11 protein-coding genes are annotated in these 14654 nt (G+C 29.6%); 10 read left to right on the top strand and 1 reads right to left on the bottom strand.

Annotated elements, in window-relative coordinates; genetic code table 11:
- The first annotated feature begins 46 nt into the window (after window positions 1-46).
- The 7 genes from ACQRC6_RS04875 (at window position 47) to ACQRC6_RS04845 (ending at window position 9290) form a co-directional block, all read left to right on the top strand.
- Complete coding sequence (locus ACQRC6_RS04875) at window positions 47-1003, top strand: diaminopimelate dehydrogenase (RefSeq protein WP_427847993.1); 957 nt, start codon at window positions 47-49, stop codon at window positions 1001-1003.
- Between the two features lie 476 nt (window positions 1004-1479).
- Window positions 1480-2802 (top strand): aspartate kinase, encoded by a 1323-nt coding sequence (locus ACQRC6_RS04870; RefSeq protein WP_320849959.1) that lies wholly within the window; start codon window positions 1480-1482, stop codon window positions 2800-2802.
- A complete protein-coding gene (locus ACQRC6_RS04865) occupies window positions 2792-3769 on the top strand; it encodes an aspartate-semialdehyde dehydrogenase (RefSeq protein ID WP_427847992.1) in 978 nt (325 codons plus the stop codon). Before ACQRC6_RS04870 ends, ACQRC6_RS04865 begins: the two co-directional genes overlap by 11 nt.
- 1 nt (window position 3770) lies before the next feature.
- Window positions 3771-4952, top strand: coding sequence for a homoserine dehydrogenase (locus ACQRC6_RS04860; RefSeq protein WP_427847991.1), 1182 nt, complete (start codon window positions 3771-3773; stop codon window positions 4950-4952).
- Window positions 4949-7243: a homoserine kinase gene (gene thrB / locus ACQRC6_RS04855; RefSeq protein WP_427847990.1), complete on the top strand. Its 2295-nt coding sequence runs from the start codon at window positions 4949-4951 to the stop codon at window positions 7241-7243. Before ACQRC6_RS04860 ends, thrB begins: the two co-directional genes overlap by 4 nt.
- 408 nt (window positions 7244-7651) lie before the next feature.
- Window positions 7652-8320 carry a response regulator transcription factor gene (locus ACQRC6_RS04850; protein WP_427847989.1) on the top strand — a complete coding sequence of 223 codons (669 nt, stop codon included), beginning with the start codon at window positions 7652-7654 and terminating at the stop codon, window positions 8318-8320.
- Window positions 8304-9290 (top strand): sensor histidine kinase, encoded by a 987-nt coding sequence (locus ACQRC6_RS04845; protein WP_427847988.1) that lies wholly within the window; start codon window positions 8304-8306, stop codon window positions 9288-9290. Before ACQRC6_RS04850 ends, ACQRC6_RS04845 begins: the two co-directional genes overlap by 17 nt.
- Before the next feature lie 89 nt (window positions 9291-9379).
- Here the strand turns inward: ACQRC6_RS04845 and ACQRC6_RS04840 are convergent, their stop codons facing one another.
- Complete coding sequence (locus ACQRC6_RS04840; RefSeq protein WP_427847987.1) at window positions 9380-10276, bottom strand: LysR family transcriptional regulator; 897 nt, start codon at window positions 10274-10276, stop codon at window positions 9380-9382.
- Between the two features lie 307 nt (window positions 10277-10583).
- Here ACQRC6_RS04840 and ACQRC6_RS04835 point away from each other — a divergent pair, with 307 nt between their 5' ends.
- From ACQRC6_RS04835 to ACQRC6_RS04825, 3 genes are read left to right on the top strand one after another with little or no spacing between them, the layout of a single operon-like run.
- Window positions 10584-11831: an SLC13 family permease gene (locus tag ACQRC6_RS04835; protein ID WP_427847986.1), complete on the top strand. Its 1248-nt coding sequence runs from the start codon at window positions 10584-10586 to the stop codon at window positions 11829-11831.
- Window positions 11832-11841: 10 nt separating this feature from the next.
- Window positions 11842-12714 carry an isocitrate lyase/PEP mutase family protein gene (locus ACQRC6_RS04830; protein WP_427847985.1) on the top strand — a complete coding sequence of 291 codons (873 nt, stop codon included), beginning with the start codon at window positions 11842-11844 and terminating at the stop codon, window positions 12712-12714.
- Window positions 12715-13548: a carbon-nitrogen hydrolase family protein gene (locus tag ACQRC6_RS04825; RefSeq protein ID WP_427847984.1), complete on the top strand. Its 834-nt coding sequence runs from the start codon at window positions 12715-12717 to the stop codon at window positions 13546-13548. It abuts the gene before it with no gap.
- Window positions 13549-14654: the final 1106 nt, after the last annotated feature.

Raw genomic sequence — 14654 nt, 5'->3', positions numbered from 1 at the left:
ACACTCTATAAGAAATTAATTAATAAAATAAGAAAAGAGGAAAAAGATGAAAATTGGAATAGTAGGATATGGAAATTTAGGAAAGTCCCTTAGAGGTCTTATAGAAAGAGATGAAAATCTAAAATTAGTAAAAATATTTACAAGAAGAGATAGAAATTCCTTTAATGATGACAAAATGGAAAGCATAAAAAATCTATTAGAATACAAAGACAAAATTGACGTGTTACTTTTAAGTCTAGGTTCAGCAACAGACATACCAGATATGGCACCAGAAATTATAAAAGATTTTAACACAGTAGATGCTTATGATAACCATGCACATATTCCACAATATTTTGAAAAGATGAATGATATTGCAATAAAAAATGGAAAGGTAGCTTTTGTATCAACAGGTTGGGATCCAGGTTTATTTTCTTTAAATCGTCTAATTGCTGAATCAATTTTAACAAAGGGTCATACAAATACTTTTTGGGGAAAGGGAGTAAGCCAAGGGCATAGTGATGCAGTTAGAAGAATTAAAGGTGTTAAGAGAGCGGTTCAATATACAATTCCAAAAGAAGAAATAATAGAAAATATTAAAGAAAACTCAAAAGATTATAAGAGTTTTGAAACACACAATAGACTTTGCTATGTAGTATGCGAGAAAAAGGATGAAGCTAGAATTAGAGAAGAGATAGTAAATATGGAAGATTACTTCAAACCTTATGAAACAGAAGTAAAATTTATTTCAGAAGAAGAGTTTGAAAGAGATCATACAAAGATGCCACATGGAGGTCATGTAATAAGAGTTGGAGAAACGTTAGAAAATAATCGTGAATTGTATAAATTTACATTAGAGTTGGACTCTAACCCAGATTTTACAGCAGCGGTAATGATAGCAGCATCAAGAGCGGTTTTAAAATATGTAGAAAATAAAAACTATGGAGCTCACACAGTGCTAGATACTCCACCAGCCTATTACAACGAGCTATCTCATGAAGAATTAATAAAAAATTATCTGTAATAAGAATTTATAGGCTGTTGTAGGTGAATAATTTAAAAGTTGTGTGAAAGCAAAAATTGCGACAATAGTATGTGTAAAAAGTCCTCCTAATAAGAGAATAATTAGGAGGACTTTAATGTTCCAAGGAAAAGATATGTCAAATTTTGGATACTTTATAATATCAAATCTCCTTTTACTTTGAAAATCAATAAGTATATAAGTTATTATAAACTAAAAATAAATATTATATGTTTTTAAAATAGCAAGCTTTTAGTTTCAAAAAAATTTTTTAATATCAAATTTAAGAATCACTCTAGCATATTTTTCGATTTATAATATTAAGTCCTTAATTTTGGCGTAATTAATACCATATTAATTGACAACTTTACTAAATAATTGTATAATCGAAAAAATTACTTTTAATTTTGTTTTTGTACTAAACACGAAACTTAATTTAATTTTACTTACTTATTACACTGTTTAAAAAGGAGAAAAAGATGAAAGTTGCAAAATTTGGTGGAAGCTCACTAGCTGATGCGGTTCAACTGAAAAAAGTTAAAGCTATAATAGAAGATGACCTTGAGAGAAAGTATGTCGTTGTGTCTGCACCTGGTAAAGGTGTGAACAATAATCACAAGGTTACTGACCTACTCGCAATGTGTCACGAATTAAGTGTGCATGATTTGAATTTTAACGAAGTTTACAAGATCATCGAAAATGTTTTTAAAAATATTGTCGATGATCTTGTTTTGGATATTGACATTGATAAAATTTTAGACGATGTTAAAAATGAAATTGCAAAGGGTGCTAGTTACGATTTTGTAATTAGTCGTGGTGAATTTATTAGTGCTCAAGTTCTTGCAAATTACATTGGTTATGATTTTGTAGATGCAAGGGATTTAATTGTATTTAACGAGGGTGTCTTGGACATTGACAAGTCTTGTGAAAACATAAAAAATATTTTGACAAAACACGATAGAGCTGTTGTGCCAGGTTTTTATGGCTTAGATGAATTTGGCAAAGTTCATACTTTTTCTAGAGGTGGATCTGATGTTACTGGTTCAGTGATTGCTTCTGCTTTAGATGCTGAAATGTATGAAAACTTTACTGATGTAAGCGGATTTTTAGTTGCAGACCCTAAAATAGTAAAGGACTCCTGTCCTATTGGTACTATTACTTATAAAGAGCTTCGTGAACTTTCCTACATGGGTGCAAAAGTTCTTCACGAAGAGGCTATCTTTCCCCTTCGAGATAAGAATATTCCTATAAACATTAAGAATACTAACGCTCCTCACGAAAAGGGAACTCTTATTGTTTCTAAATGCGATTATAAAAATAAGAATATTGTAACGGGTATTTCTGGAAAAAAAGATTTTACTGTTATAAATCTTGAAAAAGTAAATATGAATACTGAAAAAGATTTTTTCAGAAAGCTAACTACTGTTTTTGAAAGTAACGACATATCAATTGAGCATATGCCTTCAAGTATTGATTCTGTTTCTGTAATTGTCTCAGATTCTTACATCGCTCCAAAAATAAATAAAGTCCTTGAAGAACTAAAAATTTACTTAAATGTAGATAATATTAGTTGGGAAAGAGATATTTCACTTATTGCAGTAGTTGGTCGTGGCATGATAAATGAAAAGGGCGTGTCATCAAGGACTTTTACGGCTCTTGCAAAAAAGGGCGTTAATATAAAAATGATAAGCCAAGGTTCTAGCGAAATTAATATTATTATTGGCGTTGAAACTAAGGACTTTGAAAAAGCTATTGAAGCTATTTACGAAGAATTTTATAAGGAGGAAAAAAATGAAGGTTAATGTAGCAGTTGTTGGTGCAACTGGTTTAGTTGGAAGCATGATGTTAAAGGTTTTGAGCGAGGAAAATTTTCCAATAGACAATTTATATTTATTTAGCTCAAAAAAATCTGCAGGTAAAATCATAAATTATTGTGGTAAAGATTACACTGTTGAGGAATTAAAGGAAGATTCCTTCGATGGAAGAGGAATAAAAATTGCACTATTTTCTGCTGGAGGATCTGTGAGTGAAAAATTTGCTCCAATAGCTGCAAAGGCTGGTGCAGTAGTTGTCGATAATAGCTCTGCTTTTAGAATGGACCCCAATGTTCCCCTAGTTGTCCCTGAAATTAATCCTGAAGATATTAAAAATAACAATGGAATTATTGCAAATCCAAATTGTTCTACAATTCAGTCAGTCCTACCGCTTAAACCAATTCACGATAAATACAAGATTAAAAGAGTTATTTATTCAACTTATCAATCTGTTTCTGGATCTGGCATAAAAGGAATTTCTGACCTTGAAAAAGGCACTAATCTTGCATACAAATATCCAATTAAAAATAATTGTATTCCACAAATTGATGTATTTTTAGACAATGGATACACAAAAGAAGAGATGAAGATGATTAATGAAACTAAAAAAATTCTTCACGATGATTCCCTTCTTGTTACAGCTACAACTGTGCGTGTGCCTGTTAGAAATTCCCATAGCATTTCTATAAATGTTGAAGTTGAGAAGCCTTTTGAAGTTGAAGATGTTAAAAAAATTATCTCAGAATATCCGGGAATAATTTTGGCTGATGATCCTGCAAAGGAAGTTTATCCAATGCCACTTATGTCTGCCGACAAAAATGAAGTCTTTGTTGGAAGAATTAGACGTGACTTTACTGTGGAAAATGGAATAAATTTATGGTCTTGCGCAGACAATATTAGAAAGGGTGCGGCGACAAATGCCGTGCAAATAGCAAAGAAACTCTTGGAGGTTTAATTTGAAAATTGCAATAATGGGCTTTGGTACTGTTGGGACAGGTGTCGAAGAAATTTTGTACAAAAAGAGAAATTCACTTTTAAAAAGAGATTTTGACATAATTATAGATAAAGTTTTAATAAAAAATGTAAATAAAAATAGAAATCCACTAGATAAAAATCTAACCTTCACAGATAATTTTGACGAAATTTTAAATTCTGATGTGGACACAGTTATAGATGTAACTTCAAGTCTTGAAGAAACTCACGAAAGAATTGTAAAATTAATGAATGCTGGAAAAAATATTGTAACGGCAAATAAGGCTGTGGTTTCAAAATATTTTGAAGAGTTAAATGAACTTTCAATTAAAAAAAATGTCTTTTTCTCCTACGAGGCATCTGTTGCTGGTGCAATTCCAATAATTCATCCAATTATGGAAGAAGTTTTCATTAACGATATCTTTGAAATTTCTGGAATTTTAAACGGAACTTCTAATTATATTTTATCAAAAATGGAAATTGAGGGTTTAAATTATGATGAGGTTTTGAAAGAAGCACAGGACCTTGGATACGCAGAAGCTGACCCCACAGCAGATGTTTGTGGTTTCGATTCAATGAGAAAAATAAGAATACTTTCATCAATAGTTTATAATTCAAAAATTAATGAAGATGATATCTTTACTTTTGGGATCGCAAATGTAAAAAAATCTGATTTTGACTTTGCAAAGGCACTTGGCTACTCAATAAGACTTCTTGGGAAATCAAAATTAAAGGATGACAAAATAAATATTTCTGTAATCCCTACATTTGTAAAAGATGACTTTTTTGCAAAAAGCTTCGAATCTACAAATGCAATAAAAATTCTAGGCGAAAATTTTAAAAAATATGAATTAAAGGGTCCTGGAGCAGGAAAGCTTGAAACAGCAGATGCGATAATGCGAGACCTTTTGAGGATTCTTGCAAAAAGAGAAATTAAAACTTTCTATGATTCTGCAAATAATTATGTAGTGGAAAATAATTTAGAAAAAAATTATTATGTGAGATGTGAAAAATTTTCTAAGGAACTTAAAAATTTAATTTCATCAGAGAAAATAATTGGAGAAGAATATCACATAATTACAAAAAAAGTAAACCTCAATAAACTAATAGATGCAATTGATGATTTTGACAAAATCTTTATGGCAGAAATCGAGGAGGAAATATGAAGTTTTTATCAACTAGAAATTCTAAATTAAAAATCTCAGCAAGAGAAGCAATTGTAAAGGGCATTTCAGATGACGGCGGACTTTTTGTGCCTGAATCTTTCCCAAGATTTAACATAATGGAAAATTTAAATCTTAAATATACTGACCTTGCGCACAAAATTTTATCTCTATATTTAACAGATTTTGACAGTAAAAAGCTTCTTGAAATTATAGAAAAATCCTACGCAAGTTTTGAAGATGAAATTGCAAAAGTTTCCTATAAAAAAGACTTTTATCTTGAACTTTATCACGGAAAAACTTCTGCCTTCAAGGACTTTGCCCTATGCCTTTTGCCAAATCTCTTGTCCTACGCAAAAGAATCCCTTGGCATAAAGGAAAAAACTCTAATCCTTACAGCAACTTCAGGGGATACTGGAAAGGCTGCCCTCGAGGGATTTTATAACACTGAAAATATAGACATATTAGTTTTATATCCAACAGAGGGAGTTTCTGCAATTCAGAAAAAACAAATGGACTCAACAGATTCACTTAACTCAAAGGTAATTTCCATTGCTGGAAATTTTGACGACGCGCAATCTGCTGTTAAAAAAATTTTTAATGACAATAAAATAAAAAATAAATTGTCAGAAAAAAATGTATATCTTTCCTCTGCCAATTCAATAAATATTGGAAGACTTTTGCCACAAATTGTATATTATTTTTACGCTTACGCAAATCTCGTAAATTCCAAAAAAATATCTGGCGGCGACAAAATTTCTTTCTGCGTTCCCACAGGCAATTTTGGCGATATTTTGGCAGGATATTACGCAAAGGAAATGGGACTTCCCATAGAAAAGCTAGTAATTGCATCAAATTCCAACAATGTCCTTACAGAATTTTTTATGTCTGGACTTTATGATGCAAATAAAAAACTGAAAAAAACTATTTCACCATCAATGGATATATTAGTTTCTAGTAACCTAGAAAGATTGTTATACCACAAATCATCTGATTCAGTTGTAAGGGAAAAAATGAAAGAATTATCTGATTCTCGAATTTTTACCTTCGAAAATGAATTTCCAGAATTTTTATGCGGATATGCAGATGAAGAAGAAACAAAAAATACTATTGCAAAAACTTTTCGCGAGGAAAATTATTTAATCGATCCTCACACAGCTGTGGCAAAGCATATAGTTGATGAGCTTGGACTAAAAAATACAGTAATACTTTCTACTGCAAGTCCTTACAAATTTTCATCATCAGTGCTATCTTCCCTTGGCGAAAAAGTTTCACAAGATGAATTTGAAAATATTGACTATCTTTATAAAATTTCCGGTGTAAAAATTCCAAGAGAAATAAAAAAATTAAAATCAAAAAAAATAATTCACGACAATAAAATAAATAAAGATGAAATAGAAGATGAAGTGTTAAAATTTGCAAATCGCGGAATGAGAATTGCTGTTCCTGCAACATCTGCAAATATAGGACCGGGCTTTGATTCTCTTGGACTTGCACTAAAACTATACAATACTTCTGAATTTAAAGAGAGCAAGGACTTAAAAGCCTTTGAAGAAAATTTAAAAGATAATTTGATATACAAAGCTTATGCACATACTTTTGAAGTTTACGGAGAGAAAGTTATTCCCATAGACTTTAAACTAAAGTCAGATATACCAATGTCACGTGGGCTTGGCTCATCTGCAACTTGTATAATTATTGGAATTATGGCTGCATTTTCTGTCATGAATAAAAAATTCGACAAAAAAGAAATTTTAAAAATAGCAGCAAAAATGGAAGGACATCCCGACAATGTTTCTCCCGCAATTTTTGGCGGAGTAACTGCATCAATAATAGAAGATGAGGAAGTATATGTTGAAAAATTTAAAGTTTCAGACAAAATAAAATTTTTGGCATTAATTCCAGATTTTAATCTTAATACAGAAATGGCAAGAGAAGTGCTACCAAAAAGCTACAACAGAGGGGATGTAGTATTTAACATTTCTCACCTATCATTATTAGTTTTGTCCTTGATTTCTGGAGATGCAAATAACTTAAAAGTTGCCCTTAAAGATAAAATCCACGAGCCTTATAGATTTAAACTCATTCCAGAAATAAATGAAATTGAAAAAATAATCGATGAAAGTTCAGCCATCGCTCACTACTTAAGTGGTTCTGGTTCAACAATTATGATTTTATTAAGGGAAAATGACAAAAATTCTGAAGAATTTATTAGAGAAAAGTTAAAAAATTTAAGTGGAGAGTATCAATTAATTCCACTTGAAATTGATGACAAAGGCTCTTTTATTATTTGATGAAATTTTTACAAAATAAGAAATAAAAAATTTAATATTTTAAAAGGATACATTAGTAATTTGTTTTCTTAAATTTAATCGGCATAGAGGTTTTAATCCTTTATGTCGATTTTTATATTTCAATATTCCTAAAAAGTTTAAATAAATCAAGGTAATTTTCAGTGGAGTTTTTTTCTTTAATTTATTCACGATACTATTACTGATACAAAATAATTATGATTGAAAAAAGTGAAAGAAACTTGGTTTAAGAATTTATAAAGATTAAATTGTAAAATATAGTATAATATTATTGAAAAAATCTATAAAGTAGAAGATTATTTTAAGTCGAGATGATAATGCAACTATGTAAATACTTGATAGAATTACAGGTATTTTAAGTGCAAGTTATATGAATATTGGAGTTTAAAATTGAAAATATTAATGATTGAAGATGACAATACAATTGCCTTTGCAGTAGAGACTTATTTAAAAAAATATGATATAGAAACAATTGTGTATGACAAACTATCAAGCTTAGAAAATATAAATTTTAGCGATTTTGATTTAATCTTGCTTGATGCAAATCTTCCCGATGGATCTGGATTTGATTTTTTGAAATGGCTAAGAGAATTTTCAGACATTCCTACTATTATGCTTACTGTCAAAAATGAAGACCAATATGTAGTAAAAGGACTTTCACAGGGAGCCGATGACTATATTACTAAGCCCTTTTCTCTTCCTATACTTAAAGCAAGAATTGACAATGTCTTTAGGAGAAAGGTCAAAAAGACGGATACTTTAATATTTAAAGATTTAACTTTAGATTTTACATCGAAATCAGCTACTATAGCTGGAGTAAACATAGACCTTAACTTAAAAGAATTTTCTGTTCTTGAAATTCTTTTAGAGAATCAAGATATAAATCTACTAAGAGAGAGAATACTTGATTATGTATGGGGTTATGATTTATATGAAGTAAACGACAACACTTTGACAGTGACGATAAAAAGATTAAGGTCGAAGCTTGGCAGATATGGAAAGCATATTAAAACCGTTAGAGGAATTGGATATAGGTGGGACAATGACCTTTTGGAATAAATACAAAAATATTATTTTAATAGTAACACTAAATTTATTTCTGTGTTTTATAATTGTTTATCTCAGTCCTAGGTTTGATATTCTAACACTTTTAGGATTTTCGTTAATAAATCTTTTTTTATTTATCTTGCTTGTAAAAAGGGAGAAGAAAAAAGAAAGGGAACTAGATGACAAAATAAATAATATTTTCCTTCTCTTACATTCATTAGATATAGATTCTAGCAATGAGGAAATAATTGATGATGAATTTGGAAAATTAAGAGATGAAATAATAAAAATAATACTAGAAAACAAGCAAATTGCTGATAATTCAGAAAAGAACAAAGAAATTTTGAGAGAATACACAGAGGATATCGCCCATCAGATAAAAACGCCTTTAACTGGATCATTACTGCTAATTGACCTATTGGAAGGCAGTGAAGAAAAAAATTCAAAAGAATACATCATTAGGCTTAGAGATAATTTACTAAGGCTTTACAATTTGGCAGATATTTTGTTAAAACTTGCTTCTCTTGATTCAGGTACAATTGAAATGTCAAAAGATAAAGTTTCAGTAAAGGAATTTGTGGATGAAATAATTACAAATATTTCCGACTATTTTTCAACAAGGGATGTCAACATCAATATTCATGGAGATGACTTTATCCTTATATGTGATAAAAGCTGGACTTATGAAGCAGTCTTTAATGTTGTAAAAAACGGAATAGAAGCAACAAAAAATAACCATATTGAAATATATCTTAAAGAAACAAACTTGTATAAAAGTATAATTGTTGAAGATTTTTCTCGAGGTATGAATAAACAAATGCTAGAGAAAGTTTTCAAGCGTTTTTATAAAGTTAATCCTAAATCTAAGGGCTATGGGATAGGTCTTCCCATGGCTAAGTCCGTTATGGAAAAACAAAATGGTGAATTATTATATAATAAAGGTAAAAAGTCAAATTCATTTGAATTGAGATTCTATAATTGATTTGATTTTAAGGCTATGTTTTAAAATAGAATTATCTATTTTGTGCATCACCTTTTTTATTTTGGGACTTTTGCAACAGACCCTTTTATTTATAATTTTTCAAATATGGATTTTAATAATCTCCCAAACTCTTCATAAAATATTTTAAACTCATTATTCCTATAAAAAAACATCCTTTTATAATCAAAAAGCTCATTTTCTTCTGTGAAAAATAGGCAATTGTCTATATTCGGACCTTTTTGTATATAATACTTAGGGATAAATGCAATTCCATTACCACTTTTAGCAAGCTCAAGAATATTATTTATATTTTTAAAATACATTGCAGAGTTTGGTTCTAACTTATAATATGAAATTATATTTTTTGCACATGTATAAAGCGCTTGTGTTTTTTGCCCAAATATAATATTTTTGTTACTCAAAAGATCTGCATCTATTTTGTAAGGGTTGTCTAAAGTATTAGGTTTTAAGCCATAGACGTTTGACTCAGATATAATTATAAAAATTTTATCATTTCTCAGTTCAAAAGATGATGTCGTTTTGGTGTTTATTTTTCTTGATATAACATCAATACTAATAAAGGAGTCTATTTTATTATTCATGTAATAATCTAGTAAAACATATCCTTCACCTTCTGTAAAGTTGATTTTTGTGTTGGGAAAGGTCTTATTAAATTCTGATGTTATATTAGAAGTAATGTAAGCGCCTATCCATGGAGTGATTCCAAAATTAATCTCTTTTGGAAATGAACTTGTCTTTTTATATTTGGATACTTTTAAATTAAATTCATCATCCAATCTTTTTATTTCCTCAAGATAGTTTAGATAATCTTTTCCAATTGATGTCAGGTTTAACCCATTTTTATCTCTTGTAAAAAGTTTACATCCAATTTCTTCTTCTAATCTTATTAAGTAGGAGCTTAAAGCAGGTTGAGACACATAAAGTTTCTCTGATGCTTTAGTAATATTTTTTTCTTTAAAAATCATTTTAAAATACGTATATCTCTTCTCATCCACGAAATCACCTTTAATCAAGTATAACATAAATTTTATGCTTGATATTCAATAAAAAGTATTTTTATTATAACATAACGTGATATAAAATTATATTAAAGAAATCGATTTCTATAATATAAAGGTGTAAAGGAGAGGCGTAAACCTTATTTAGGAAGGAAAGCTTCAAAGAGGTGAACTACGGACCTCTATCTATACAAATATTATCCCATAATGAGTATGGGATAGAAAAGAAAATGTAATTTTTAACTACAACATTATTATACGAGGAGGTTATTATATGACAACTAAAGGTATAATTGCGATTGTTATTTTCATAATAGCAGTAATCTTATTAATTTCTAAGAAATTTCATCCTGTATTAATAGGGGCAAGTATTCCAACAGCTTTAGCTTTATTCGGTGTATTAGATCCAAAAACCGCTTTTTCAGATTTTGCTAATACAACGGTAGTGTTCTTTATGTCTTTGCTTGTAGTAGGTGGAGCTATATTTAACACTGGACTTGCAGATTTTCTTGGAGAAAAAATTATAGGTTTAATTGGTAGAAGTGAAAAAGGTGTAGTATTAGGAACATCATTTGTATCAATCTTATTATCATCATTTTTAAATGATACTGGTACAACAGGTTGTTTAATGCCGATAGCAGGTGCAATGGGTAAAAAGTCAGGTGTAAAACTTTCTAAAATTTATATGGCACTTGCTTTTGCAGCTTCTATGGGAGGAACTGTAACACTTATTGGCGGAGGTTCACATATAGTAGCTCAAGGATTTTTGGAAGATGCTGGCATTAGAGGATTCTCATTTTTTGAATTCACTCCAATAGGACTTCCTATTGCTATAGCAGGGCTTATATACATATATTTTTATGGAGTAAATAAACTTCCTAATAAAGATGTAAATGAAGAAGCTCAAAATATTCAATTAGCAGAAAAAGATCCTATAAAAATGACAATTGTAGCTTTGATATTTGTTGGAATAGTAATTTGCATGGCTACAAAAATCATTCCTATGCATTTAGCAGCAGCTCTAGGAGCTATACTTGTTGTCTTGACTGGTTGTATTTCAACAGAAGATGCTGTTAAACAATTTTCTGTATCAACTTTATTCTTAGTAGCTGGTATATTTCCACTAAGCAAAGCTTTAAGTGAAACTGGAGCAGCTGAATTTTTAATATCAAAAATGTCTGGTTCATTAAGTACATTACCACCAATTATAATTGTAGCATTTGTATTAGGAATTGCAGTGATTGGTACTCAATTTATGATGGGAACATCTTTAACAGCTATCCTTTGTCCAATAGCAATTCTTATTGCTGAATCAACTAATATTGATCCAAGAGCATTAGTAATGTGTGTAGCGATAGGAACATCAGGAGCTTTTTGTACACCTTTTGGAACTGGACCAAACTTATTAGTTTGGGAAGCAGGTGGATATGAATTTAAAGATTATTTCAGAGTAGGATTTCCATACACAATAATCTTTTTCTTAATAGGAACAGTAACTATATATTTACAATATTTAGCATAAGGAGGAAAATATGAATAAAACAAAAGATTTAAGAAAAATGATTAATGAAAATGAATTTATCATGATTCCAGGAATATATGATTGTGTGAGTGCAAAATATGCAGAAAAAGCTGGATTTAAATGTTTATTTTTATCAGGTGGTTCACTTGCATATGCTAAATTAGGATTACCAGATATTGGTTTATTAAATGTTAATGATTTTTCTGAATCAATTATTAACATTAGTAATATAACTAAATTACCACTAATAACAGATATGGATAATGGATTTGGTAATGCGATTCATGCAGCGCATGCGGCAAGCTTATATGAAAAATGTGGAGCATCTGGTCTCCAAATTGATGACAAGTTATTACCAGCTTCAACTCCAACAAGCCATGAAGTAGTTGATTTCTCATTAATAGGACCTAAAATAAAGGCAATTAGAGATAGCGTTTCAAAGGATTTTGTAATAGTTTATAGAACAGCCGCAAACATGTATGATTATGGAATTGATAAGGCTATAGAAAGAGTTAATAAAGCTAAAGAACTTGGTGCTGATTGTGCCTATGTCGACGGTTTAAAAGATCTAGAACAAGTGAAAAAAGTTTCAAAAGAGGCTGAAATTAAGCTAATGATTAATTTAAACGAAAAAGGATTCCCTGCTAGTTTAAGTTTTGAAGAATTAAGTAAATATAATTACAAACTAGGTTTATATCCAATGTCATCTATTTTATCAACATCATTTGCTTTAGAAAGGATATTTGAAGATTTGATAAAAAATAAATCAACACTGAAATCAAGAGATAAAATGATTTCTCCTGCTCTTAAACTTTATAACCTAATGGGACTTGAAAGTATAACTAAGGAATACTCTAAGTATTACGATGAGGAGGCGAAATAGATGAATAAATTTTTATTAGCCGCAGTACAACTTAATTCACAACAAAATAAAGAAGAAAATTTAGAGAAAATTAAAAAGTATATAATAGAGTCTGCCGAAAAAGGAGCAAAAATTGTTTCTTTTCCTGAAGGATCTAATTATATTGGAGATGATTCAAAAAAAGTAGCAGAAAAAATTCCCGGTGGTAAGACTTTTGAAATAATTTCAGATCTTGCTAAAAAATATAAAATTTGGATTCATGCAGGAAGTATATATGAAGAAAGAGGAGGAGAAATTCCTTATAATTGTAATTTTCTAGTTGGACCTGACGGAGAATTAAAATCAAAATATCATAAACTTCATCCATTTGATGTAGATGTACTAAATGGACCAAACATTAGAGAATCTAAGAAAGTGCATCCTGGAGATGAAATTGTAACTTATGATACAAAAGAAGTTGGCAACTTAGGTTTTTCGATATGCTATGATATGAGATTTCCAGAGTTATATAGATTAATGGCTTTAAAAGGTGCAAATATATTATTCGTTCCTGCCAACTTTACAATGAATACAGGAAAAGATCATTGGGAACCTATTCTAAGAACAAGAGCGATTGAAAATGGCTGTTATGTTGTAGCTCCTGCTCAAATAGGTCAAAAACCTTCTATTGCATCTTATGGCAAAACTATTATAATAGACCCTTGGGGAAATATTATTGCAAAAGCATCTGATAGAGAAGGGGTAATACTTGCAGAAATAGATTTAGATTATGTTGAAGAAATAAGAAATAAGATTGGAACATTAAAAAATAGAAGAGTAGATATATATAGTGTAGTTGAAAACAAATTAAAATAGGCATCATTATTATTTATTATTATGTGCTAGAATTTTTAAATCCCAGTTGTTTCTGGGGTTTATTTTTATAATAATTCATTCCTAAAACACCTAACTTTAGTTATTGGATGAATTTTTTGTTTAAAGGATATATGCCTGTGTGTAGTGTGAAGAATTTTGTTTTTTTCTAACATATTCAATATAAGAGATGAGGTGAAATAAATGGCACGAATAGTTATACTTAGCTTCATATTAGAGTTTGACAAATAAACAAAAGAACAAAGGTTGCTATTGATTTACACAATACTGCTTTAAACTATTCTCTTAAACGAAATTAAAGCTGTAAAGACAGATAAGGAATATATGTCTTTGTTAAAAACAAAATCCTTTAAGGAACTCAACATTCAGCTTAAAGGGATTGAGGCTTTTATGGCTATACAAAAACAGCTGTCGATAAATCTTTAATTCTTTCCTGAAAGCATTTTAAAAGCTATATTGGTGGACCTGAGGTACAAAATTTTGCTAAAAGAGCTTTCAATGGTGCAGAAAAGCTCAATTATAAAAGAGCTAAAAAAAGTTATTTTAAGCCATTAAACTCTGATGAATTTTCTATTGAAGGAAAAACTAAAAGTTCTTGAATTAAATTTAAGAGTAATAAACTAGTTTAGTTTGAACTAGAAATTCAAGCTAAAGATTATAAAGATAGTAACTACATAAAAGAAGTCTTAAAAGCTAGGACTAAATACTGTTGAGATATTCATAAGCATATTAGAGGTAAGTACAGATACTACATGCAGATTATTCAAAAGAAGAGACTTCCAGGTAGGGGGGGGGACCTTTAGAACCTCTAGAGTTAATTGTAGGTCTTGATATTTGAGTTTTCAAACTAGCTATAACAAGTGATGATTATGTAAATTTAGTTAATTTAAATAATCAAAAATTAGAAAAAGTTTATTCTAAGATAAAAAACTCAAAGATCTGAGGAATGGTCTAAAAGAGAAATTAATCCTCAAAATTATAATAAGAATAGCACTGCTAAAAGAGGCTATAAAAATAGAATTATTATATAATAAAGGGAAAAAGTCAAATTCATTTGAATTGAGATTCTATAATTGATTTGATTTTAA

Source organism: Peptoniphilus sp. SGI.035 (assembly GCF_050315115.1).
In the GTDB taxonomy this organism is placed as follows: Bacteria; Bacillota; Clostridia; order Tissierellales; family Peptoniphilaceae; genus Peptoniphilus_A.
This window is presented reverse-complemented; position numbering and strand designations above follow the sequence as displayed.

Excerpts from the sequence above, each read along its gene's own strand:
- ACQRC6_RS04875 (WP_427847993.1), top strand. The coding sequence starts at position 47 with ATGAAAATTGGAATAGTAGGATATGGAAATTTAGGAAAGTCCCTTAGA.
- ACQRC6_RS04830 (WP_427847985.1), top strand. The coding sequence starts at position 11,842 with ATGAATAAAACAAAAGATTTAAGAAAAATGATTAATGAAAATGAATTT.
- ACQRC6_RS04865 (WP_427847992.1), top strand. The coding sequence starts at position 2,792 with ATGAAGGTTAATGTAGCAGTTGTTGGTGCAACTGGTTTAGTTGGAAGC.
- ACQRC6_RS04845 (WP_427847988.1), top strand. The coding sequence starts at position 8,304 with ATGACCTTTTGGAATAAATACAAAAATATTATTTTAATAGTAACACTA.
- ACQRC6_RS04870 (WP_320849959.1), top strand. The coding sequence starts at position 1,480 with ATGAAAGTTGCAAAATTTGGTGGAAGCTCACTAGCTGATGCGGTTCAA.
- ACQRC6_RS04835 (WP_427847986.1), top strand. The coding sequence starts at position 10,584 with ATGACAACTAAAGGTATAATTGCGATTGTTATTTTCATAATAGCAGTA.
- thrB (WP_427847990.1), top strand. The coding sequence starts at position 4,949 with ATGAAGTTTTTATCAACTAGAAATTCTAAATTAAAAATCTCAGCAAGA.
- ACQRC6_RS04840 (WP_427847987.1), bottom strand. The coding sequence starts at position 10,276 with ATGATTTTTAAAGAAAAAAATATTACTAAAGCATCAGAGAAACTTTAT.
- ACQRC6_RS04825 (WP_427847984.1), top strand. The coding sequence starts at position 12,715 with ATGAATAAATTTTTATTAGCCGCAGTACAACTTAATTCACAACAAAAT.